The sequence below is a fragment of the Pseudomonas jinjuensis genome, assembly GCF_900103845.1.
Lineage (GTDB): Bacteria > Pseudomonadota > Gammaproteobacteria > Pseudomonadales > Pseudomonadaceae > Pseudomonas > Pseudomonas jinjuensis.
In genome coordinates this window covers 172,412-193,862 of sequence record NZ_FNIJ01000008.1, presented here as the reverse complement: position 1 = coordinate 193,862, position 21,451 = coordinate 172,412, and the positions used below count along the sequence as shown (strand labels likewise).

Here is a 21,451-nt window from a genome sequence, read left to right as displayed (position 1 = left end):
CGGAGAGGGGGCTCGCCGCCAGGACGGCGGCGGGCGGCAACTCATGACCGACGTAGGATGGGTTGAGCGGAGCGATACCCATCGCTCGGGATGATGGGTATCGCAGGCTCAACCCATCCTACGGGTGCGCTTTACAGCTTAGTGCTTGAACATCACATGGCGAACCAGGGTGTAGTCCTCCAGGCCGTACATGGACATGTCCTTGCCATAGCCGGAGTGCTTGGTACCGCCGTGGGGCATTTCGCTGACCAGCATGAAGTGGGTGTTGACCCAGGTGCAGCCGTACTGCAGGCGCGAAGCCAGGCGATGGGCGCGGCCGATGTCGGAAGTCCACACCGAGGAGGCCAGGCCGTAGTCGGAGTCGTTGGCGAAGGACAGCGCCTGCGCTTCGTCGTCGAACTCGGTGACGGTGACCACCGGGCCGAAGATCTCGCGGCGGACCACTTCGTCGTCCTGGCGGGCGCCGGCCAGTACGGTCGGCTCGAAGAAGAAGCCCGGACGGTCGGCGCGCTTGCCGCCGGTGACCACTTCGATGTGCGGCACCTGGCGGGCGCGCTCGACGAAGCCGACGATGCGCTCCAGGTGCTGCTCGGTGATGACCGGGCCGAGTTCGGTCTCGGGATCGTCCTGCTCGCCGTACCTGATGCTGGAAACCGCTTCGCCGAGCTTCTGCACGAACTTGGCGTAGATGCCCTTCTGCGCGTAGATGCGGCAGGCGGCGGTGCAGTCCTGGCCGGCGTTGTAGAAGCCGAAGGTGCGGATGCCTTCCACGGCTGCGTCGATGTCGGCGTCGTCGAAGATGATCACCGGGGCCTTGCCGCCCAGTTCCATGTGCATGCGCTTAACGGTGTCGGCGGTGCCGGAGATGATGCGGCTGCCGGTGGCGACCGAGCCGGTCAGGGAAACCATGCGCACTTTCGGGTGGGTGGTCAGCGGCTCGCCGACGTTCGGGCCGCGGCCGAAGACCATGTTCACCACGCCTGCCGGGAAGATGCCGGCGATCAGTTCGGCCAGGCGCAGGGCGGTCAGCGGGGTCTGCTCGGACGGCTTGAGCACCACGGTGTTGCCCGCGGCCAGGGCCGGGGCGAGTTTCCACGCCACCATCATCAGCGGGTAGTTCCAGGGTGCGATGGAGGCGACCACGCCCACCGGGTCGCGGCGGATCATCGAGGTGTGGCCCGGCAGGTACTCGCCGGCGGCAGAACCCTGCAGGCAGCGGCTGGCGCCGGCGAAGAAGCGGAACACGTCGGCGATGGCCGGCAGTTCGTCGTTCAGCGCGGCGGCGTAGGGCTTGCCGCAGTTGTTCGATTCCAGGCGGGCCAGCTCTTCGGCGTTGGCGTCGATGGCATCGGCCAGCTTGAGCAGCAGCAGGGAACGATCCTTCGGCGCGGTCTGCGACCAGGCGTCGAAGGCGGCGTCGGCTGCCTGCACGGCGGCGTCGACCTGGGCGGCGGTCGCCTCGGCGATTTCCACCAGGGTGGTGCCGAGGGACGGGTTCAGGACGGCGAGCTTCTCGCCTTCGCCGGCGACCAGTTGGCCGTTGATCAGCAGTTTGGTTTGCATTCAGCAGTTCCTCTATCGGGGGTGAGGGGAATGGTCATTTGCCGCTGCCCGCGACGCTCTCACCACCCCTGGTCAGGTAGTAGGCGCCGAGGATCGGCAGCATGGTCGCCAGCATCACCAGCATGGCGACGACGTTGGTCACCGGCACGTCGCGCGGACGGGTCAGCTGGTTGAGCAGCCAGATCGGCAGGGTGCGCTCGTGGCCGGCGGTGAAGGTGGTGACGATGATCTCGTCGAACGACAGGGCGAACGCCAGCATCCCGCCCGCCAGCAGCGCCGAGCCGAGGTTCGGCAGGATCACGTAGCGGAAGGTCTGCCAGCCGTCGGCGCCGAGGTCCATGGACGCCTCGATCAGGCTGTGCGAGGTGCGGCGCAGACGGGCGATGACGTTGTTGTAGACCGTCACCACGCAGAAGGTGGCGTGGCCGATGACGATGGTCAGGATGCCGGGCTCGATGCCGAGGGTCTTGAACGCCGAGAGCAGCGCGATGCCGGTGATGATGCCGGGCAGGGCGATCGGCAGGATCAGCATCAGCGAGATGCTCTCCTTGCCGAAGAAGTCGCGACGGTACAGCGCGACCGCGGCCAGCGTGCCGAGCAGCATGGCGATCAGGGTGGCGATGGAGGCGATCTGCAGCGACAGCCTGATCGATTCCAGCACGTCCTGGCGGGCGAAGGTCACGCTGAACCAGTGCAGGGTGAAGCCCTTCGGCGGGAAGCTGAACGCCGCGTCCTCGGTGTTGAAGGCGTAGAGGAAGATGATCAGGATCGGGAAGTGCAGGAACACCAGCCCGCCCCAGGCGGCCAGTTTCAGGCCGAACGAAGCCCGATCTTGAGAAGACGAGTCAGAGTGCATCGAATGCCCCCAGTCGCTTGACGACGGACAGGTAGATGGCGATCAGCACGATCGGCACCAGGGTGAAGGCTGCGGCCATCGGCATGTTGCCGATCGCGCCCTGCTGGGCGTAGACCATGCCGCCGATGAAGTAGCCCGGCGGGCCGACCAGCTGCGGGACGATGAAGTCGCCCAGGGTCAGCGAGAAGGTGAACACCGAGCCGGCGGCAATGCCCGGCACCGACAGCGGCAGGATCACCTGCATGAAGGTCTGCCGCGGGTGCGCGCCGAGGTCGGCCGAAGCCTGCAGCAGCGATGGCGGCAGACGTTCCAGCGAGGCCTGGATCGGCAGGATCATGAACGGCAGCCAGATGTAGACGAACACCAGGAAGCGCCCCAGGTGCGAGGTCGACAGGGTGTTGCCACCCACGCCCGGCATGCCCAGCAGCAGGTTCAGCAGCGGTTCCAGGCCGAGGTGCTGGATGAACCACATGGCCACGCCGCCCTTGGCCAGCAGCAGGGTCCAGGCGTACGCCTTGACGATGTAGCTGGCCCACATCGGCAGCATCACCGCGATGTAGAAGAACGCCTTGGTCGTGCCGCTGGTGTAGCGCGCCATGTAGTAGGCGATGGGGAAGGCGACCGCGCCGCTGGCGATCGACACCGCCACGGCCATGGCCACGGTGCGCAGGATGATGTCGTAGTTGGCCGGGTTGAACAGGGCGGCGAAGTTGGCCCAGGTCAGGTCCGGCGTCACCGCCATGGTGAAGTCGTCGAAGGTGTAGAAGCCCTGCCACAGCAGGGTCAGCAGCGAGCCGAGGTAGATCGCGCCGAACCACAGCAGCGGCGGTACCAGCAGCAGCGAGAGGTACAGCGTCGGCTTGCGGTACAGCAGGTTCGACAGGCTGCGCAGCGGGCCGCTGGCGGCCTCGGTGCGCGGGGCGTTGAGCGTCAGTTCCATGTCAGGCGTCCTCGCGCAGGGCCACCATGGCGTCGCGCGCCCAGCGGGCGGTCACGCGCTGGCCGGGCTGGTGGACGGCGGCGATGTCGCCCCACTGGCTGTTCGGCTGGCTGATGCAGAGGTTCTGGCCGTTGTCGAGGCGCACTTCGTAGCGGGTCGCCGCGCCCTGGTACTGGATATCGTGCAGCAGGCCGCTGATCTCCACGTCGGAGGTCGCGCGCTCGCCATTGGCGAAGCGGATGTGCTCCGGGCGGATGGAGAACGGCTGGCCGTTGCCGGTCAGGGACTGGGCGAGGTCGCCGCGCAGCACGTTGGAGGTGCCGACGAACTCCGCCACGAACGGCGTGGCCGGCTTCATGTAGAGGTTGCGCGGGGTGTCGACCTGCTCGATGCGGCCCTTGTTGAACACCGCCACGCGGTCGGACATCGACAGCGCTTCGCTCTGGTCGTGGGTGACGAAGATGAAGGTGATGCCGAGCTGGCGCTGCAGCTTCTTCAGCTCGCTCTGCATCTGCTCGCGCAGCTTGAGGTCGAGGGCGCCGAGCGGTTCGTCGAGCAGCAGCACGCGCGGACGGTTGACCAGGGCACGGGCCAGGGCCACGCGCTGACGCTGGCCGCCCGAGAGCTGCACCGGCTTGCGCGAGCCGTAGCCGCCGAGGGCGACCATGCCCAGGGCTTCCTCGGCCCGGGCCAGGCGCTCGGCCTTCGCCACGCCTTTCACTTTCAGGCCGTAGGCGACGTTTTCCAGCACGTTCATGTGCGGGAACAGCGCGTAGTCCTGGAACACGGTGTTGACGTCGCGCTGGTACGGCGGCAGGCCGGCGGCCTCCTCGCCATGGATGCGGATGGAGCCGGAAGTGGGCTGCTCGAAACCGGCGATCAGACGCAGGCAGGTGGTCTTGCCCGAGCCGGACGGGCCGAGCATGGAGAAGAATTCGCCGTCCCTGACATCGATGGACACCCGGTCGACGGCCTTCACCTCGCCGAACTGGCGGGAGACCTGGGTGAATTGAACAGCGGCGGTGGTCATGGGGAACGCTCCAGGGGGCAGGAAATCCGGCGTGCGAAGGGCCTGCCCGAATTGAAATCGGGTGAAACGAAGATGTGGATTGGCTCGAGTGCTCGGCGTGGCACGAACCTACAGAAGGCGGCGTTTATCTGCCGCCCATGATCCCGATGTAATCCTGGGTCCAGCGGCTGTACGGCACGAACTTGCCGCCCTCGGCCTGCGGGGTCTTCCAGAAGGCGATCCTGTCGAACTGGTCGAAACCGTTGCTGGCGCAACCTTCGGCGCCGAGCAGTGCGCTGGCCTTGCAGCCTTCCGGTACCGCCGGCACCGAGCCGAACCAGGCGGCCAGGTCACCCTGGACCTTCGGTTCCAGCGACCAGTTCATCCACTTGTAGGCGCAGTTCGGGTGCTTGGAGTCGACGTGCAGCATGGTGGTGTCGGCCCAGCCGGTGACGCCTTCCTTCGGGAAGGTGGTGGCGATCGGCTGGCCCTCGGCCTTCAGGGCGTTGGCCTGGTACGGCCAGGCGCTGGACGCGGCGACGCCTTCGTTCTTGAAGTCGCTCATCTGCACGGTGGTGTCGTGCCAGTAGCGATGGATCAGCGCGTGCTGCTTGCGCAGCAGTTCGATCACGGCGCCGTACTGTTCTTCGTTCAACTGGTACGGATCGGTGATGCCCAGCGCCGGCTGGGTCGCCTTCAGGAATAGCGCGGCGTCGGCTATGTAGATCGGGCCGTCGTAGGCCTGCACGCGGCCCTTGTTCGGCTTGCCGTCCGGCAGGTTCTCCGGGGCGAACACCACGGCCCAGCTGTCCGGCGCCTTGGGGAAGACCTGGGTGCTGTACATCAGCACGTTCGGGCCCCACTGGTACGGGGTGCCGTAGTGCTTGCCGTCGACGGTGTGCCACGCCGCGTTCTGCAGGCGCGCGTCCACGGTCTTCCAGTTGGGGATGAGGGAAACGTCCACCGGCTGCACGCGCTTGCCGTAGATCAGGCGCAGGGAGGCGTCGCCCGATGCGGTGACCAGGTCGTAGCCGCCCTTGGCCATCAGGCTGACCATTTCGTCCGAGGTGGCGGCGGTCTTCACGTTGACCTTGCAGCCGGTGTCCTTCTCGAACTTGGTCACCCAGTCGTAGCTCTTGTCGCTCTCGCCGCGCTCGATGTAGCCGGGCCAGGCGACGATATCCAGGCGGCCTTCGCCCGGTCCGACTTCGGCGGCCTGGGCGGCGGCGGAGGCCAGCAGGGCGGTGGTGATGGCGCTGAGCAGTGCTGTCTTGCGCATGTCGAGATTTCCCTCGTTGTTGTCTCTATTGGTGGGGCAGTGATCAATCGAGCAACCGGTTTCTAGTTATTCCCGACCTGCGCCGGGGTGTTTCAGCCAAGCTCCCGCCCGTGCCGCGCCATGATGTGGCGCACCACGCTGTAGTCCTGCAGCGAGTCGCTGGACAGGTCCTTGCCGTAGCCTGAGCGCTTCAGCCCGCCGTGTGGCATCTCGCTGGCGAGCATGAAATGGGTGTTGATCCAGGTGCAGCCGTACTGCAGGCGGTTGGCGATCTGCAGCGCCTTGTCGAGGTTCTGCGTCCATACCGAGGACGCCAGGCCGTATTCGGAATCGTTGGCCCAGTCCACCGCCTGCTCCAGTTCGTCGAAGCGGGTCACGGTGACCACCGGGCCGAAGACTTCGCGCTGGACGATCTCGTCCTGCTGCTTGCAGCCGGCCAGCAGGGTCGGCTGGTAATAGAAGCCGGGGCCGGAATGCACGGCGGCGCCGGTGACACGTTCGATATGCGGCTGGCCGAGGGCGCGCTCGACGAAGCTGGCCACGCGGTCGCGCTGGCGGGCGGTGATCAGCGGGCTGATCTCGTTGTCCTGGTCGCGCTTGCGGGCGAAGCGGATGCTGCCGACGGCGTCGCCGAGCTCGGCCACCAGGCGGTCGTGAATACCGGCCTGGGCGTAGATGCGGCAGGCGGCGGTGCAGTCCTGGCCGGCGTTGTAGTAGCCGTGGGCGCGCACGCCCTGTACGACGGCGTCGATGTCGGCGTCGTTGCAGACGATCACCGGCGCCTTGCCGCCGAGTTCCAGATGGGTGCGCTTGAGGGTGCGGGCGGCGGCCTGGAGGATCTTCTGGCCGGTGACGATATCGCCGGTGAGCGACACCATGCGCACGCGCGGGTGGCTGACCAGCGGGCTGCCGACGCTCTCGCCGCCACCGCAGATGAGGTTCAGCACGCCCGGCGGAAGGATCTCGGCGAATGCCGGCGCCAGCGCCAGCACCGACAGCGGCGTGTGCTCGGACGGCTTGAACACCACGGTATTGCCGGCGGCCAGCGCCGGGGCGATCTTCCACGCGGCCATCATCAGCGGGTAGTTCCATGGCGCGATGGAAGCGACCACGCCGAGCGGGTCGCGGCGCACCATGCTGGTGTGGCCGGGCACGTATTCGCCGGCGAGCTGGCCCTGCTGGCAGCGCACGGCGCCGGCGAAGAAGCGGAACACGTCGGCGGTGGCGGGCACGTCGTCCTGCCGCGCCAGATGCAGCGGCTTGCCGCAGTTCAGGGCTTCCAGGCGGGCGAGGGAGTCGGCGCGCCTGTCGATGGCGTCGGCGATGGCGAGGAGGGCGGCGGAGCGCTGCGCCGGGGTGGTCCGCGACCAGCCGGGGAAGGCGCGCTGGGCGGCCTGCACGGCCTGTTCGACCTGGTCGGGGGAGGCTTCGGCGATGGACACCAGGGTTTCGCCGTTGGCCGGGTTGACGATCGGCTCGACCATGCCCGCGCCGACCACCAGCTGACCGTCGATCAGCAGTTCGGTGTGCAGGGTGGGAGTGCTGGCGGCGCCGGTCATCTTCGAAGCTCGTTTCTTTTCGCTCTTGTTTTCTGGGGCCATGGTTGCTGCTCCGGACTGTGCCCGGCCTGCCCCTGTTTATGCGACGAGAGACTAGATTCCGGGCGTGAGGTCGACAAATTCTAATTATTGAAAGCGGCGTTCGATTAAATCGAAGGCCTGCGGCTGTTCGGCTGTTCGCGGGCCACGGTAAGGAACGGGTCCACCAGCGCCGGCCGCGCCGTACCGCGCCGCCAGGCCAGGCCCACGTCCAGCGGCTCGCCGAGATCCACCAGCGGCCGCGCCTCGATGATGTCGCCTTCCAGCGACCAGGGGCGGTAGGTCATGTCCGGCTGGATCGACAGGCCGAGCCCCGCGGCCACCAGGCTGCGCACGGCTTCCACCGAGGCGGTGCGCAGCGTCACCTGCGGCACCAGCCCGGCGCGCGACCAGATGCGCTGGGTGTGCAGGCCCATCTCGTCGGCGTTCAGCTGGATCAGCGGCTCGCCGGCGACGTCCGCCAGGCTGATGCTGTCGCGCTCCAGCAGCGGGTGCTGCGCCGGCAGCCAGAGGCGGTGCGGCGAGTGGGTCAGCACCTCGGTCTGCAGGGCGTGGCGGTCTTCCAGGTTGGACAGGATCAGCACGCCGACGTCGATTTCGCCGGCCACCAGCAGGTGCTCTATATAAGGCCGCTCGTCTTCCACCACGCGGGTCTGCACGTTGGGGTAGGCGCGCTGGAAGCGGTTGATCAGGTCGGCCAGATAATAGCCGGCCACCAGGCTGGTCACGCCTATGGTCAGGCTGCCGGAAACCTTGTCGGTGCTCTGCTGCAGGCTGCGCTTGGCGTTCTCCACGGTCGCCAGGATCAGGTGCGCCTGGCGCAGGAACTGGTGGCCCTGGTGGGTGAGGGTCATGCCCTTGGCGTGACGCTCGAACAGGCGCACGCCGATTTCCTCTTCCAGCTGCTGGATGGCGAGGGTCAGCGTGGATTGCGAGATGAACACCGCCTGTGCGGCGGCGGAGATCGAACCGGTCTCGGCGACGGCGATGAAGTGGCGGATCTGGCGGAGGGTCATCATGGGAGGCGGATTTCGTTTGATATTTTCGAAAGTTTATATGCTCGTTCTGTTTTGGCGAACACTCCACTCTCGCCGCCGCGCCAAACCCTATAGGAGCGAGCTTGCTCGCGATCAAGCGTGCCAGCCGGTACGCCATATCCGAATGACACTTGGATCGCCAGCAAGCTGGCTCCTACAGGTTTCGCAACATGCCGACCCGCCCCGCAATATCCCGAAGCACACTCGCCCCCCGCCCATACCCCTCTCCGGTCTAGAGTCGAAATCTCGATTTCCCCCCGAATACGGAGACCGCCATGAATACCCGAGGCCTTCTCGACCAGTTGCTCAAATCCGGCCAGGACCTCCTGCAGAACAACAAATCGTCCTCGCAGCGCCAGGGCGGTGGCACCAGCCAGCTCGGCAGCCTGCTTTCCGGCGCTGGTGGCGGTGCCCTGGCGGCGGGCGCGCTCGGCCTTCTCCTGGGCAATAAAAAGGCGCGCAAGGTCGGCGGCAAGGTGCTGACCTACGGCGGCCTGGCCGCCCTCGGCGTGCTCGCCTACAAGGCCTATGGCAACTGGCAGAGCCAGCAGGCCAGCGCGCCGCGTGGCGAGCCGCAGACCGTCGACCGCCTGCCGCCGGCCGAAATGGAGCTGCACAGCCAGGCGATCCTGCGCGCCATAGTCGCGGCGGCCAAGGCCGACGGGCATATCGACGATCGCGAGCGCGAGATGATCGATGGCGAGATCGCCAGGTTCACCGCCGACGCCGACCTGCAGGCCTGGCTCGACCGCGAGCTGGCCAAGCCGCTCGATCCGGCGGAAGTGGCGCGCGCCGCGCAGAGCGAGGAGATGGCCGCCGAGATGTACCTCGCCAGCCTGCTGATGGTCGACGAGGAGAACTTCATGGAGCGCGCCTACCTCAACGAACTGGCGCGCCAGCTGAGCCTCGACGCCAGCCTCAGGAGCGAGCTGGAAAGCGAGGCGCGCAAGGCCCAGCAGCAGGTGCCCGCCTAGGACCCGCCAGGCCCCGCCGGCAACTGCGGAACCCCGGCAGCCGGACGGTCGTGGCGGTTTCCCCTGTCGGGACTATGGTTGCCTGACTGGCAAAGGTCGACGACGCGAGGACGTGCCATGAACACCAGTGATCTGCTCGAACAACTGCTGCAGGCCGGCCAGGCTTCGATGCGGCAGCAGGGCGGCAATGACTACGGCGGCCAGCAGGGTGGAATGGGTGGCGGCCTCGGAGGCCTGGGCGGCCTGCTCGGAGGGTTGCTCGGCGGTGGCGCCGGAGCCTCCGGTGGCATGGGCGGCGGCCTGGGAGGAATCCTCGGCGGCATGCTCGGCGGCGGTGGCGGAGGTGCTGCCGGCGGGCATGGCGGCCAGGGCCGTGGCGGCGGAGTGAACTACGCCATGCTGGCGTCGCTCGGCATGATGGCGTTCCAGGCCTACCAGAGCTGGCAGCAGCGGCAGGCCACGCAGTCCGCGCAGGCCCCGCAGATGCAGGGGCTGCGCACCCTGGACCAGCTGTCCGGGCCGGAATTCGAGGATCACAGCAATGCGATCCTGCGCGCGCTGATCGCCGCAGCCAAGGCCGACGGACGCATCGACGAGCAGGAAAAGCAGCTGATCTACGCCGAAATCTCCCGCCATACCGACGATCCGCAGTTGCAGGAATGGCTCGACCAGGAAGTCCAGCGCCCGCTGGATGCGGCCGACGTCGCGCAGTCCGCCCGGGACCCGGGCATGGCCGCGGAAATGTACCTGGCCAGCGTGATGCTGGTGGATTTCCAGCAGCCGGCCGAGCGTACCTATCTCGATGAACTGGCCTACCAACTGAAGATCGAGCCCGAACTGCAGGCGCATCTGGAACAGCAGGCCCGCGGCGGCGGCGCCACGGCCTGACGGCGCCGGGCATATCTCCTTCGGGCGGGCCGGCAGGGCGGCGTCGGGCGTCCCGGCGCCGCTGACATGAACTGCTACCCGGGCATGGTTGCCGGTATGCGGGGGGGCGGCCTACCATGCGCGTTGTTCCAAGGGAGAGTGCTTCGCGCCAGGAGAGTTGTATGTCCCATTTGTTCCGCATCGCCGGCTTGTCCATGGCCCTGCTGCTGGCCGGCTGCCAGGCGGTCAACACCACCAGCGGCGGCGCCGTCGGCGTCGAGCGCAAGCAGTACATGTTCAGCATGCTGTCGGCCGAGCAGGTCGACCAGATGTATTCGCAGTCCTACCAGAAGACCCTCAGCGAAGCCTCCGCGGCAGGCGCGCTGGACAACAGCAGCAGCGACGCCAAGCGGGTCAAGGCCATCGCCCAGCGCCTGATCCCCCAGACCGGCGCCTTCCGCCCGGATGCGCCGAGCTGGGACTGGCAGGTCAACGTGGTGAAGAGCGATGAACTCAACGCCAACTGCGGCCCGGGCGGCAAGATCATTTTCTACACCGGCCTGATCGACAAGCTGAAGCTCACCGACGACGAGATCGCCGCGGTGATGGGCCACGAGATCGCCCACGCCCTGCGCGAGCACGGCCGCGAGGCGATGTCCCGCGCCTATGCCATCCAGATGGGCGAGAACCTCGGCGGCGCGCTGCTCGGCCTCGGCCAGACCAGCATGCAGATCGCCGACCAGGTGGTGCAGTACAGCCTGACCCTGCCGAACAGCCGCTCGAACGAGACCGAGGCCGACCTGATCGGTCTGGAACTGGCCGCCCGCGCCGGCTACAACCCCAACGCCGCGATGACCCTGTGGCAGAAGATGGGCCAGGCGGCCGGTGGCAGCTCACCGCCGGAAATCCTCAGCACCCACCCGGCCGACAGCACCCGGATGGCCAACCTGCAGGCGGCGATTCCGAAGGTGATGCCGTTGTACGAACAGGCCAAGGGCCGCAACTGAAGCCCTTGACGTATTTCCCGATCAGCCCTGAACCGGCCCTCGCGGGCCGGTTAGCAGACCCCAGGGAGCGCCTGTGAAAATCGCTGTACTCGGAGCCACCGGGCTCCTGGGCCATCATGCCGCCCGGGCCATCAAGGCCGCCGGGCACGAACTCGTCCTCATCCACCGGCCGTCCTCGCAGATCCAGCGGCTGGCCTATCTCGAACCTGAATGCCGGGTCGCCGAACTCTTCGATCACCAGGCCCTGGCGCGCGCGCTGGAAGGCCTCGACGGGGTCATCTTCAGCGCCGGCTACTACCCGCTGCGCCCGCGCCGCTGGCAGGAGGAAGTCGCCAGCGCGCTGGACCTGACCAACCACTTCTACGCCGCCTGCCAGCAGGTGAAGGTGCCGCGCATCCTTTATGTGGGCTCGGCCTTCGCCATGCCGCCGCATCCGCAGGGGCTGCCCGGCCACGAAGGGCTGTTCTACGACGGCCTGCCGACCGGCAAGAGCGCCTACGTGATGTGCAAGTGGGCGCTCGACGAGCAGGCTCGCGAGCAGGCGCGGGGCGGGCTGCCGGTGGTGATCGGCATCCCCGGGATGGTGCTCGGCGAATTCGACATCGGCCCCACCACCGGCCGCCTGATCACCGCCATCGGCCGCGGCGAGATGTCCCACTACGTGCCCGGCCGGCGCAACGTCATCGATGCCGGCGAAGCGGGGCGCGGCCTGCTGATGGCGCTGGAACACGGGCGGGTCGGCGAACGCTACCTGCTCACCGGGCACAACGTGGAGATGGCCGAGCTGACCGCGACCATCGCCGCACTGCTCGGCAAACCGGCGCCGGACCCCATGCCGCTGCACCGCGCCCGCGCCCTGGCGACCCTCGGCCGCTGGCGCTACCGGCTGACCGGCAAGGTGCCGCTGCTGGACGACACCGCCATCGAAGTGATGGCCGGCGGCCAGTTCCTCGACGGGCGCAAGGCGCGCGAGGAACTGGACTTCGAATGCCGGGTGCCGCTGGAGTCCACCCTGAAGCGGGCGATCGCCTGGTTCAGGGAGAACGGGTACCTGTAGGGGGGATGGTGGATAACGCCTTCGGCGTTATTCACCCTACGTTGCTCTTCGTAGGAACAACTGTCTTCTGGTTTACTCGCTGCGCTCGCCCTTCGGGCCGCACTGAAGTGCGTTCAGCGCAAGCGCTGTCCCGCGTTCGCGGGAATGACGGATTTCTCGGATAACTCCGTGTGACTCTCAACCCGTCATCCTCGCGAACGCGGGGATCCAATAAACCGTGTAGGAGCGGGCCATGCCCGCGACAAGAACATCTCGCACATGGGCCTCACGTAGGGTGGATGAGGCTTTTTTCATCCACCTGTCATGGCCGGATGCGCGCCTCAGATCACCCCGCCCAGCTTCAACGCATGCCACACCGCCGCCAGGCCCAGCACCGCGAAGGCGGCTGCCGCGAGGCGGCGGATCAGGTTCAGCGGCAGGCGGTCGGCGGCGAAGTTGCCGGCCAGTACCACCGGGACGTTGGCGATCAGCATGCCGAGGGTGGTGCCGATCACCACCAGCCAGAAGTGCGGGTACTGCGCGGCCAGCATCACCGTGGCGACCTGGGTCTTGTCGCCCATCTCGGCGAGGAAGAAGGCGATCAGGGTGGTGAGGAACGGGCCGTACTTCTTCAGGCCGCCTTCCTCGTCGTCATCCAGCTTGTCCGGAATCAGGGTCCAGGCGGCCACGGCCAGGAAGGAGGCGGCCAGCACCCAGCTGAGCAGGGTTTCCGAGAAGAAGCCGGCGACCCAGCTGCCGATTGCGCCGGCGGCGAAATGGTTGGCGATGGTGGCGGCGATGATGCCGGCGATGATCGGCCAGGGCTTGCGGAAACGCGCGGCGAGGACGAGGGCGAGCAGTTGCGTCTTGTCGCCGATTTCGGCCAAGGCAACGATCAGGGTTGGGACGAAGAGGGATTCCATCAGGCTTCCATAGGGGGTGGGTCGACTAATCACCATGACACGCACGCCTGCCCACCCCGGGTCAGGTCACACGTGTCATAGGTCTTGTCAAACCCGGCCCGACTGCGCGGGCCTTGGGTCGTGCGCGCCATGCTCTGCGGAGCAAGTGTGTTGACGCGTACCGGGCGAGCTGGGCGCTCGCGGGAGACTACTCCCCTAGGACGGCCGGCATTCTGCCGGACTCGTCCTGATCGGGCAAGCGCTTGTTGCGGGTCAATGCGCCTCCGCTCAATCGTCCGGACGGGTGGAGCTGACGTCCATCTCCTCGTAGCGGACGAAGCGGCTGCCGTTCTTCAGCCGGTAGCTCCACCAGATGGTGAGGAACAGCGGCAGGCTGATGTAGGTGGCGACCAGCCCGGCCCAGTCGATGCCGTCGCCGCCGGCGATGAAGGCCTGGTAGTTCTGCCCGAGGGTGATGACCAGGCACAGGCAGAAGGCGAAGATCGGGCCGAACGGGAACAGCTTGGCGCGGTAGGGCAGGTCCATGAGATTGCCGCCCTGGGCCACGAAGCCCTTGCGGAAGCGGTAGTGCGAGATGGCGATGCCGAGCCAGACGATGAAGCCGCACATGCCCGAGGTGTTGAGCAGCCAGGTGTAGATCACCTTGTCGCCGACGAAGCTGCTGAGGAAGCACAGCGCGCCGATCAGCGTGGTGGCGTACAGCGCACGGCGCGGCACGCCGCTCTCGGACAGCTTGGTGAACAGCTTCGGCGCCTTGCCCTGGGTGGCCATGGTGTAGAGCATGCGGGTCGAGGCGTACATGCCGGAGTTGCCGGCCGAGAGGATCGCCGAGAGGATCACCGCGTTCATCACCCCGGCCGCCGCGGCGAGGCCGGCGCGCTCGAACAGCAGGGTGAAGGGTGAGGTGCTGATGTCGTTGGTATCGGTCTTCAGCAGGTTGGGATCGGTGTAGGGGATCAGCATGCCGATGACGAAGATCGACAGGATGTAGAACATCAGGATGCGCCAGAACACCTGGCGGATGGCGATCGGGATGGACTTGCGCGGGTTTTCCGATTCGCCGGCGGCGATGCCGATCAGCTCGGTGCCCTGGAAGGAGAAGCCGGCGATCATCGCCACCCCGATCATCGCCTGCAGGCCGCCGACGAAGGGCGCGTCGCCGGTGGAGAAGTTGCTGAAGCCGGGCGACTCGATGCCATGCATGATGCCGACGATGCTCGCCAGGCCGATGCCGATGAACAGCACCACGGCGACCACCTTGATCAGCGCGAACCAGAATTCGCTCTCGCCGAAGCCCTTCACCGAGACGAAATTGAGCATGAACATGATGCCGAGGAAGATCGCGCTCCAGTAGATTCCGGGCACGTCGGGGAACCAGAAGCCCATCACCAGCTGCGCCGCCACCAGCTCCGCGGCGATGGTCACCGCCCAGTTGTACCAGTAGTTCCAGCCCATGGCGAAGCCGAAGCCTTCGTCGATGAAGCGGCTGCCGTAGGTGCAGAACGAGCCGGAGTCGGGGATGTGGGCGGCCAGTTCGCCGAGGCTGGTCATGAGGAAGAACACCATCATGCCGATCAGCGCGTAGGCCACCAGCGCACCGCCGGGGCCGGCGGTGGCGATGGTGCTGCCGGAGGCGACGAACAGGCCGGTGCCGATCGAGCCGCCGATGGCGATCATGTTGAGGTGACGGGTCTTGAGCGAGCGCTTGAGGTGCGGGGGAGTCTGTTCCGGAGACATTGCGAAAGTCAGTTCGGCTTCTTTTACGTTGCTTTTCACGACAGACCTCGACTCGCGGGGCGCACGAAAAAGTGCGCCGGTCCATGGGCTAGATGCAGTGTAGTGCTGCGCTGGCGAGTGCGAGGCGGCGCGCGGGAATCAGGGGCGGCGGGCGCTGTAGATACGGAATCCGTCCGCCTCGGCCAGCGTGCGGCAGGGGCCGAGGTGCTGCTCGATCAGCGGCGGATACCTGAGGAAGCTGTTCGCCACCAGGCGCAGTTCGCCGCCGGGCTGCAGATGTCGCGAGGCTTCGCGCAGCAGGCGTTCGGTGGCTTCGTAGCTGGTGTGCACGCCCTGGTGGAAGGGCGGGTTGCTGACGATGGCGGCCAGCTCGCGGGGCGCCGCGTCTATGCCGTCGCCGGCGATCACCTCGCCTTCCAGGCCGTTGGCGGCGAGAGTCAGGCGGCTGCTTTCGACGGCGAAGGCGTCCACGTCGAGCAGGGTCAGGCGGCTGTCCGGATAGCGGCGCTTGAGGCTGGCGCCGACCACTCCGGCGCCGCAGCCGAAGTCGAGCAGATGGCCGCCGGGCAGGCCGTCGAGCTCGGTGAGGAGCAGGGCGCTGCCGCGATCCAGGCGGCCGTGGCTGAACACGCCGGGCAGGCTGACGATATGCAGCGGACCGTCGTCCAGCGGCAGTTCGTAGCGTTGCGCCAGGGCCTGCAGGTCCGGCGCGGCGGGAGCCTCGTCGATGCGGGTGTGCCAGAGCTGGCAGTGCCGCGCGCTGTCCAGCTTGCCGGTGCGGCCGAAGGCGGCCAACTGCTTGCTGGCGCGCTCGATGCCGGCGCGCTTTTCGCCGACCAGGTAGAGCTCGCCATGAGGCACCCGGCTGGCCAGGGCGGCGAGCAGGTAGTCGGTGAGTTCGCGGGATTTCGGCAGGAACAGCACGGCGGCGGCGAAGTCGCCTTGCGGCGGTGTCACGCCGAAGTGACAGCGGCCGGGATAGCGCATGTCGAGCAACTTGTGCTCGCCGGCATGCCAGCTCCAGCCCTGTGCCTGCGGCAGTTCGCCGAGCAGGCCGTCGGCCGGCAGACCGGCCAGCAGCACGCGGCCTTCGAAGCGTTCGGCCTGGCGAAGCAGGACTTCGCTGCCGGGTTCCATGGCGCCCTTGGACATGCGGGCCTCCTCGAAAAAGGGCGCAAGCTTAGCAGGCTTGCGCCCGACATATCAGGGATTGACCACCCGCAACGGCGCGCCGGCGAAGAAGGCGGCGGCGTTCTCCGCCACCTGTCCGACGATGCGCTGCCGCGCCTCGCGGCTGCCCCAGGCGTTGTGCGGGGTGACGATCAGGCGCGGGATGTCCGGTGCCAGTAGCGGGTTGCCGTCCTTCGGCGGCTCCACCGTCAGCACGTCGAGGGCGGCGCCACCGAGGTGGCCGCGGCGCAGGGTGTCGGCCAGAGCCTGCTCGTCGACCAGGCCGCCGCGGGCGGTGTTGACCAGGAAGGCGCCGGGTTTCATCAGGTCCAGTTCGCGCTGGCCGATCAGGTTGCGCGTGGATTCGGTGAGCGGGCAGTGCAGGGTCAGCGCATCGACCTGCGGCAGCAGTTCGTCCAGCGGCAGGCGGTCGGCGCGCGGCGGGCGGCCGGGCAGGGCGCCGAGCAGCACGCGCATGCCGAAGGCTTCCGCCAGCTTCGCCACCGCGCCGCCCAGTTCGCCGTGGCCGAGCAGGCCGAGGGTCTTGCCCTGCAGCTCGACGATGGGGAAGTCGAGCAGGCAGAACTGCGTCGATTGCTGCCAGCGGCCGGCGCGCACGGCGTCGCGGTAGTCGGCCTGGCGCGTCGCCAGGTTGAGCAGCAGCATCAGGGTGTGCTGCGCCACCGACGGCGTGCCGTAGCCCCGGCAGTTGCTGACCACGATGCCCCGCTCGCTGGCGGCGGCGAGGTCGACGTTGTTGGTGCCGGTGGCGGTGAGCAGGATCAGCTTCAGCTGCGGGCATTGGCGAATGCTTTCGGCGTCGATGAGCACCTTGTTGCTGATCGCCACCTGGGCGCCCTGCAGGTGGGCTGCCACGTCGCCGGCGGCGGTCTGGTCGTGCAGCAGCAGTTCGCCGAAGGCGTCGTGCAGCGGCTGCATGTCGAGGTCGCCGAGGTCGAGGGATGCGTGGTCGAGAAACACGGCGCGCGCGCTGTTCATGGCTGGCTGTACCTGTTGCGGAGGGTGGGGACGGGGGTAAGGTTGGCAGCTCGAAAGGCTTATTCCAATCCTGCGGAGGTTGCATGTACTGGGCGGAGTTTCTCACGGTAGCGCTGGTTCACCTGCTGGCGGTGGCCAGCCCGGGCCCGGATTTCGCCGTGGTGGTGCGCGAGAGCGTCGCCCACGGCCGCCGCGCCGGCACCTGGACGGCGCTGGGCGTGGGCTGCGGGATCTTCATCCACGTCACCTATTCGCTGCTGGGCATCGGCCTGGTCGTTTCCCAGTCGGTCACCCTGTTCAACATCCTCAAGTGGCTGGCCGCGGCCTACCTCTTCTATATCGGCATCAAGGCCCTGCGCGCGCGCCCGGCCGATCCGGCCAGTGCGGAGCGGATCGCCGTGGAGCAGCGTTCGTCGCGCGGCGCCTTCATGTCCGGCTTCGTCACCAACGGCCTGAACCCAAAGGCCACGCTGTTCTTCCTCTCGCTGTTCACCGTGGTGATCAACCCGCACACCCCGCTGGCGGTGCAGGCCGGCTACGGCATCTACCTCGCCTGCGCCACCGCCCTGTGGTTCTGCCTGGTGGCGATGCTGTTCAGCCAGCAGCGCGTGCGCTCCGGCTTCGCGCGCATGGGGCACTGGTTCGACCGGCTGATGGGCGGGGTGCTGGTGGCGCTGGGGGTGAAGCTGGCGTTGACCGAGTTGCGTTGAGCATGGCACCGCAGCACCTACAGGTTTATCGGCCCCCCGCGTTCGCAGACATAGCCCGCTTGACACCGGACCTGTAGGAGCCAGGGGGACGCCTGGTTCTTGCTGGCGATCCGGTTTTCCTTCAGCGCCGGTGTGGCCGGATAGTGCGGCTTTCGCCAGCAAGCTGGCTCCTACGAAGAGCGCTGCCGAGTCGCATCATTCGCCCTACTGGCTGTCGGTGTTCCTTGTAGGAGCGAGCTTGCTCGCGAACAAAATGCGTTGAGATACCAACACAGCTGCTCCTACAGGGTGTGTCGTCCGCCGCGTTGAGCCGTGCAATCAGGCGTCCTTCAGCTCCGCCAGCTGCGCCAGGGCCTGCAGGTATTCCCGCGGGTTTTCCCCGAGCAGACGGCGGAACATGGCGCTGAAGGCGCGGGAGCTGCCGTAGCCCAGGGATTGCGCCACTTCCTGCACGCCGGCGCCGGCCAGCAGGCGCGGCAGGGCCTCGGTCAGGCGCAGCTGCTGGCGCCATTCCTGAAAGCTCATGTCCAGTTCCTGGCGGAACAGCCGCGCCAGGGTGCGCGGGCTGGCGCCGACCCGCTGGCCCCAGTCCTCCAGGGTGTAGGGATGTTCCGGCGTCTTCAGCAGCGTCCGGCAGATCACCTGCAGGCGCCGGTCGGCGGGCATCGGCAGCGCCAGCGGCAGGTGTTCCAGGGCGGAGATTTCCAGCAGGATCAGTTGCTCCACCAGCGGCTGCGAACGCTCGTCGTTCTCCTGCTGCAGGCGGATGCCGCGCAGGATCAGTTCGCGCAGCAGCGGCGTCACCGCCAGCACGCAGCATTCGTCCAGCGCCGCCGGGCAGGCGTGAGCCGGAATGAACAGGGTGCGCATGCGCACCTGCCCGGACATGTGGATCTGGTGCTCGGTGCGTGGCGGTATCCACACCGCGCGGGTCGGCGGGATCACCCAGGCGCCGCGCCCGGTCACCACGCGCATCAGGCCGCTGGCGGCATAGAGGAATTGCGCCTCCTCGTGGGCATGCGGCTCGACGTGGGCGCCGTCAGAATAATCGATACCGACGGCGGCGAGGCGGGCGTTGGGCGGCAGCTCGATGTTCATGTCCGGTTCGATGACTTTTCTGTCAGGTATGCGCTTTGGCGTCAGCCTAGCATGGGCGGACCTGACAACGACAACAGCGGACCACCGCCATGAGCCAAGCCCGAACCATCATTCGCTACATCAACGCCGCGCATGTCATCGACCACATGTTCATGCTGATCTTCCCCGCCGCCGTGCTGGGCATGACCCGCAGCTTCGGCCTGAGCTACGCCGAGCTGATCGGCCTGTCGCTGGGCGGCTTCATCGCCTTCGGCGCCTGTTCGCTGCCGGCCGGGTGGCTGGGCGACAAGTGGGATCGCCGGCATATGCTGCAGGTGTTCTTCCTGGGCATCGGGGTTGCGGCGATCGTTACCGGACTGAGCAGCTCGGTAACCATGCTGGTGGCGGGACTGACGCTGATCGGCGTGTTCGCCGCCATCTACCACCCGGTGGGCACCGCGATGCTGGTGGCGCACGCGGAGAACCGCGGCCACGAGATCGGCATCAACGGCATGTGGGGCAATCTCGGCGTGGCCTTCGCCGCCTTGCTCACCGGCTTCCTCACCGCGCACTTCGGCTGGCGCGCGGCGTTCATCCTGCCGGGGGGGGTGGCGGTGCTGCTGGGGCTGGGCTTCGCCTGGCAGGTGCGCGCCGAGGCGCCGGTGGCGGTGCAGCGTTCGGCGCCGCGCGGCGTCGGCGGGCAGAAGGTGTCGATGCGCCTGGTGTTCGGCGTACTGGCGGTGGTCACCCTGACCGGCGGCGTGGTGTTCAACGCCAGCACCGTGACCTATCCGCGGCTGTTCCAGGTGCGCCTGCAGGACCTGCTCGCCTCGCCGGAAAGCCTTGGCGTGGTAGTCAGCCTGGCCTATGCCTTCGGCGCGGTGGCGCAGCTGATCATGGGCCGCCTGCTGGATCGCTTCAGCCTCAAGGGGCCGTTCATGCTGATGACCCTCTGCCAGGGGCCGCTGCTGCTGGCGCTGGCCTATGTCGAGGGCTGGCCGGTGATCGTCTGCGGCGCGCTGTTCATGTTCGCGGTGTTCGGCCAGGTGACGGTGAACGACGCGATGGTCGCCAACTTCGTCGCGCCGCAGTGGCAGGCGCGGGTGTTCGCGTTGCGTTACTTCGTTTCCTTCGGTGCCAGCGCGGCGGCGATTCCGCTGATCGCCTACATCGAGCCGCGGCAGGGGCTGGCGGGGCTGTATCTGATCCTGGCGGGGCTCGGCGTGCTGACCTTCGCTGCTTCCGTGGTGTTTCCGCGCACGCAGGCGGAGTCGCAGGCCGCAACGGCGTAACAGCAGGATGGGTAGGGCGTATAACGCGCCAGCGTTATCCGCCGCAAAGCCCGGCGCGAACGCCCATCGGTGGATGACGCTGGTGCGTCATTCACCCTACGACAGCCGGCAGGCGGCTCCCCAAAAACGAAGGGCGCGGTAACCACCGCGCCCTTCGTTGTTACCGCGTTACGCTTACAGCAGCTCGATCGCTACCGCGGTGGCTTCGCCGCCGCCGATGCACAGCGAGGCCACGCCGCGCTTGCCGCCCTTCCTTTGCAGGGCGTTGATCAGGGTGACGATGATGCGCGAGCCGGTGGAGCCGACCGGGTGGCCCTGGGCGCAGGCGCCGCCGTAGACGTTGACCTTGGCGTGGTCCAGGCCGTGTTCGCGCATGGCGAGCATGGTGACCATGGCGAAGGCTTCGTTGATCTCGAACAGGTCGACGTCGTCCTTGCTCCAGCCGGTCTTCTTGAACAGGTTGGTCATGGCGCCGATCGGGGCGATGGTGAATTCGCTCGGGTCCTGGCTCTGGGTGGCGTGGCCGACGATCTTCGCCAGCGGCTTGAGGCCACGGCGCGCGGCTTCCTCGGCGGTCATCAGGACCAGCGCGGAGGCGCCGTCGGAGATCGAGCTGGCGTTGGCGGCGGTAATGGTGCCGTCCTTGCGGAACGCCGGCTTCAGGCCGGGGATCTTGTCCAGGTTGGCGGTCAGCGGCTGCTCGTCGTCCTTCACCACCACCTCGCCCTTGCGGGTGGCAACGGTCACCGGGACGATCTCGGAGGCCAGCGAACCATCGGCGATGGCGGCCTGGGCGCGCTTCAGCGACTCGATGGCATAGGCGTCCATCTCCTCGCGGGTGATGCCGTACTTGTCGGCTGTTTCCTGGGCGAAGGAGCCCATCAGGCGGCCGCTGCGGGCGTCTTCCAGGCCGTCGAGGAACATGTGGTCCTTGATCTCGGCATGGCCCATGCGCAGGCCGGTGCGCGCCTTCTCCAGCACGTAGGGGGCGTTGGACATGCTTTCCATGCCGCCGGCGACCATCACGCTGTTGCTGCCGGCCTTGAGCAGGTCATGGGCCAGCATCACCGCTTTCATGCCGGAGCCACACAGCTTGTTGATGGTGGTGCAGCCGGCGGCGCTCGGCAGGCCGGCGTTCAGCGCCGCCTGGCGGGCCGGGCCCTGCTTCAGGCCGGCGGGCAGCACGCAACCCATGATCACTTCCTCGACGTCGGTCGGCTGGATGCCGGCACGGCTGACGGCTTCGCGGATGGCCGCGGCGCCCAGGTCTACGGCGGAAACGCCGGACAGGCTGCCCTGCAGGCCGCCCATCGGGGTGCGGGCGCCACTGACGATGACGATTTCGGACATGAAGCAGTACCTCTTGGCTCTTGTTCT

19 protein-coding genes and 1 riboswitch are annotated in these 21,451 nt (G+C 67.5%); of the genes, 6 read left to right on the top strand and 13 right to left on the bottom strand.

Annotated elements, in window-relative coordinates; all coding sequences use genetic code 11:
• Nucleotides 1-138: 138 nt before the first annotated feature.
• From BLR75_RS13520 to BLR75_RS13490, 7 genes are all read right to left on the bottom strand, one after another.
• A complete protein-coding gene (locus BLR75_RS13520; protein ID WP_084309611.1) occupies nucleotides 139-1,563 on the bottom strand; it encodes a gamma-aminobutyraldehyde dehydrogenase in 1,425 nt (474 codons plus the stop codon).
• Between the two features lie 34 nt (nucleotides 1,564-1,597).
• Entirely contained in the window at nucleotides 1,598-2,419 is an 822-nt protein-coding gene (locus BLR75_RS13515) for an ABC transporter permease (protein WP_084309612.1), read from the bottom strand.
• Nucleotides 2,409-3,359 carry an ABC transporter permease gene (locus BLR75_RS13510; protein WP_084309613.1) on the bottom strand — a complete coding sequence of 317 codons (951 nt, stop codon included), beginning with the start codon at nucleotides 3,357-3,359 and terminating at the stop codon, nucleotides 2,409-2,411. Before BLR75_RS13510 ends, BLR75_RS13515 begins: the two co-directional genes overlap by 11 nt.
• Nucleotide 3,360: 1 nt before the next feature.
• Nucleotides 3,361-4,389, bottom strand: a complete 1,029-nt coding sequence (locus BLR75_RS13505) for an ABC transporter ATP-binding protein (RefSeq protein WP_084309614.1) — start codon at nucleotides 4,387-4,389, stop codon at nucleotides 3,361-3,363.
• 124 nt (nucleotides 4,390-4,513) lie between these two features.
• Complete coding sequence (gene ydcS / locus BLR75_RS13500; protein WP_084309615.1) at nucleotides 4,514-5,647, bottom strand: putative ABC transporter substrate-binding protein YdcS; 1,134 nt, start codon at nucleotides 5,645-5,647, stop codon at nucleotides 4,514-4,516.
• A gap of 92 nt (nucleotides 5,648-5,739) precedes the next feature.
• Complete coding sequence (locus tag BLR75_RS13495) at nucleotides 5,740-7,248, bottom strand: gamma-aminobutyraldehyde dehydrogenase (protein WP_174688555.1); 1,509 nt, start codon at nucleotides 7,246-7,248, stop codon at nucleotides 5,740-5,742.
• Nucleotides 7,249-7,352: 104 nt separating this feature from the next.
• Nucleotides 7,353-8,264, bottom strand: a complete 912-nt coding sequence (locus BLR75_RS13490; RefSeq protein ID WP_084309617.1) for a LysR family transcriptional regulator — start codon at nucleotides 8,262-8,264, stop codon at nucleotides 7,353-7,355.
• A 293-nt stretch (nucleotides 8,265-8,557) separates the two neighbouring features.
• On the opposite strand from BLR75_RS13490, the gene BLR75_RS13485 reads away from it, so the two are divergent.
• The 4 genes from BLR75_RS13485 (at nucleotide 8,558) to BLR75_RS13470 (ending at nucleotide 12,187) form a co-directional block, all read left to right on the top strand.
• A complete protein-coding gene (locus tag BLR75_RS13485) occupies nucleotides 8,558-9,256 on the top strand; it encodes a tellurite resistance TerB family protein (protein ID WP_084309618.1) in 699 nt (232 codons plus the stop codon).
• Nucleotides 9,257-9,373: 117 nt separating this feature from the next.
• Nucleotides 9,374-10,144 carry a tellurite resistance TerB family protein gene (locus BLR75_RS13480; RefSeq protein ID WP_084309619.1) on the top strand — a complete coding sequence of 257 codons (771 nt, stop codon included), beginning with the start codon at nucleotides 9,374-9,376 and terminating at the stop codon, nucleotides 10,142-10,144.
• A 161-nt stretch (nucleotides 10,145-10,305) separates the two neighbouring features.
• Nucleotides 10,306-11,130, top strand: coding sequence for a M48 family metallopeptidase (locus BLR75_RS13475; protein ID WP_084309620.1), 825 nt, complete (start codon nucleotides 10,306-10,308; stop codon nucleotides 11,128-11,130).
• Between the two features lie 73 nt (nucleotides 11,131-11,203).
• A complete protein-coding gene (locus BLR75_RS13470; RefSeq protein WP_084309621.1) occupies nucleotides 11,204-12,187 on the top strand; it encodes an NAD-dependent epimerase/dehydratase family protein in 984 nt (327 codons plus the stop codon).
• 320 nt (nucleotides 12,188-12,507) lie between these two features.
• Here the strand turns inward: BLR75_RS13470 and BLR75_RS13465 are convergent, their stop codons facing one another.
• The 4 genes from BLR75_RS13465 to BLR75_RS13450 all read right to left on the bottom strand — a co-directional run bounded on the left by BLR75_RS13465 (nucleotide 12,508) and on the right by BLR75_RS13450 (nucleotide 16,995).
• The gene (locus BLR75_RS13465; protein WP_090416073.1) at nucleotides 12,508-13,089 is read right to left on the bottom strand and encodes a TMEM165/GDT1 family protein; all 582 of its coding nucleotides are present in this window, start codon (nucleotides 13,087-13,089) and stop codon (nucleotides 12,508-12,510) included.
• Between the two features lie 9 nt (nucleotides 13,090-13,098).
• Nucleotides 13,099-13,297, bottom strand: a riboswitch (yybP-ykoY riboswitch).
• A gap of 59 nt (nucleotides 13,298-13,356) precedes the next feature.
• Entirely contained in the window at nucleotides 13,357-14,826 is a 1,470-nt protein-coding gene (locus tag BLR75_RS13460) for an amino acid permease (protein WP_084309622.1), read from the bottom strand.
• Nucleotides 14,827-14,964: 138 nt separating this feature from the next.
• Nucleotides 14,965-15,963 carry a methyltransferase gene (locus BLR75_RS13455; protein WP_084309779.1) on the bottom strand — a complete coding sequence of 333 codons (999 nt, stop codon included), beginning with the start codon at nucleotides 15,961-15,963 and terminating at the stop codon, nucleotides 14,965-14,967.
• Nucleotides 15,964-16,029: 66 nt separating this feature from the next.
• On the bottom strand, nucleotides 16,030-16,995 hold the full coding sequence (locus BLR75_RS13450) for a 2-hydroxyacid dehydrogenase (RefSeq protein WP_084309623.1): 966 nt from the start codon (nucleotides 16,993-16,995) through the stop codon (nucleotides 16,030-16,032).
• Nucleotides 16,996-17,078: 83 nt separating this feature from the next.
• On the opposite strand from BLR75_RS13450, the gene BLR75_RS13445 reads away from it, so the two are divergent.
• Nucleotides 17,079-17,705 (top strand): LysE family translocator, encoded by a 627-nt coding sequence (locus tag BLR75_RS13445; protein WP_084309624.1) that lies wholly within the window; start codon nucleotides 17,079-17,081, stop codon nucleotides 17,703-17,705.
• A gap of 318 nt (nucleotides 17,706-18,023) precedes the next feature.
• Here BLR75_RS13445 and BLR75_RS13440 read toward each other — a convergent pair whose 3' ends face one another.
• On the bottom strand, nucleotides 18,024-18,803 hold the full coding sequence (locus BLR75_RS13440; RefSeq protein WP_084309625.1) for an AraC family transcriptional regulator: 780 nt from the start codon (nucleotides 18,801-18,803) through the stop codon (nucleotides 18,024-18,026).
• A gap of 89 nt (nucleotides 18,804-18,892) precedes the next feature.
• Here BLR75_RS13440 and BLR75_RS13435 point away from each other — a divergent pair, with 89 nt between their 5' ends.
• A complete protein-coding gene (locus BLR75_RS13435) occupies nucleotides 18,893-20,074 on the top strand; it encodes an MFS transporter (RefSeq protein WP_084309626.1) in 1,182 nt (393 codons plus the stop codon).
• A 174-nt stretch (nucleotides 20,075-20,248) separates the two neighbouring features.
• Here BLR75_RS13435 and BLR75_RS13430 read toward each other — a convergent pair whose 3' ends face one another.
• Nucleotides 20,249-21,424, bottom strand: coding sequence for a thiolase family protein (locus BLR75_RS13430; protein WP_084309627.1), 1,176 nt, complete (start codon nucleotides 21,422-21,424; stop codon nucleotides 20,249-20,251).
• Nucleotides 21,425-21,451: the final 27 nt, after the last annotated feature.

Bases quoted from the DNA above. Each gene is read 5' to 3' on its own strand.
- BLR75_RS13505 (WP_084309614.1), bottom strand. From the start codon at position 4,389: ATGACCACCGCCGCTGTTCAATTCACCCAGGTCTCCCGCCAGTTCGGC.
- BLR75_RS13475 (WP_084309620.1), top strand. From the start codon at position 10,306: ATGTCCCATTTGTTCCGCATCGCCGGCTTGTCCATGGCCCTGCTGCTG.
- BLR75_RS13490 (WP_084309617.1), bottom strand. From the start codon at position 8,264: ATGATGACCCTCCGCCAGATCCGCCACTTCATCGCCGTCGCCGAGACC.
- BLR75_RS13465 (WP_090416073.1), bottom strand. From the start codon at position 13,089: ATGGAATCCCTCTTCGTCCCAACCCTGATCGTTGCCTTGGCCGAAATC.
- BLR75_RS13460 (WP_084309622.1), bottom strand. From the start codon at position 14,826: ATGTCTCCGGAACAGACTCCCCCGCACCTCAAGCGCTCGCTCAAGACC.
- BLR75_RS13510 (WP_084309613.1), bottom strand. From the start codon at position 3,359: ATGGAACTGACGCTCAACGCCCCGCGCACCGAGGCCGCCAGCGGCCCG.
- BLR75_RS13485 (WP_084309618.1), top strand. From the start codon at position 8,558: ATGAATACCCGAGGCCTTCTCGACCAGTTGCTCAAATCCGGCCAGGAC.
- BLR75_RS13495 (WP_174688555.1), bottom strand. From the start codon at position 7,248: ATGGCCCCAGAAAACAAGAGCGAAAAGAAACGAGCTTCGAAGATGACC.
- BLR75_RS13520 (WP_084309611.1), bottom strand. From the start codon at position 1,563: ATGCAAACCAAACTGCTGATCAACGGCCAACTGGTCGCCGGCGAAGGC.
- ydcS (WP_084309615.1), bottom strand. From the start codon at position 5,647: ATGCGCAAGACAGCACTGCTCAGCGCCATCACCACCGCCCTGCTGGCC.
- BLR75_RS13445 (WP_084309624.1), top strand. From the start codon at position 17,079: ATGTACTGGGCGGAGTTTCTCACGGTAGCGCTGGTTCACCTGCTGGCG.
- BLR75_RS13480 (WP_084309619.1), top strand. From the start codon at position 9,374: ATGAACACCAGTGATCTGCTCGAACAACTGCTGCAGGCCGGCCAGGCT.
- BLR75_RS13435 (WP_084309626.1), top strand. From the start codon at position 18,893: ATGAGCCAAGCCCGAACCATCATTCGCTACATCAACGCCGCGCATGTC.
- BLR75_RS13455 (WP_084309779.1), bottom strand. From the start codon at position 15,963: ATGGAACCCGGCAGCGAAGTCCTGCTTCGCCAGGCCGAACGCTTCGAA.
- BLR75_RS13440 (WP_084309625.1), bottom strand. From the start codon at position 18,803: ATGAACATCGAGCTGCCGCCCAACGCCCGCCTCGCCGCCGTCGGTATC.
- BLR75_RS13430 (WP_084309627.1), bottom strand. From the start codon at position 21,424: ATGTCCGAAATCGTCATCGTCAGTGGCGCCCGCACCCCGATGGGCGGC.
- BLR75_RS13450 (WP_084309623.1), bottom strand. From the start codon at position 16,995: ATGAACAGCGCGCGCGCCGTGTTTCTCGACCACGCATCCCTCGACCTC.
- BLR75_RS13515 (WP_084309612.1), bottom strand. From the start codon at position 2,419: ATGCACTCTGACTCGTCTTCTCAAGATCGGGCTTCGTTCGGCCTGAAA.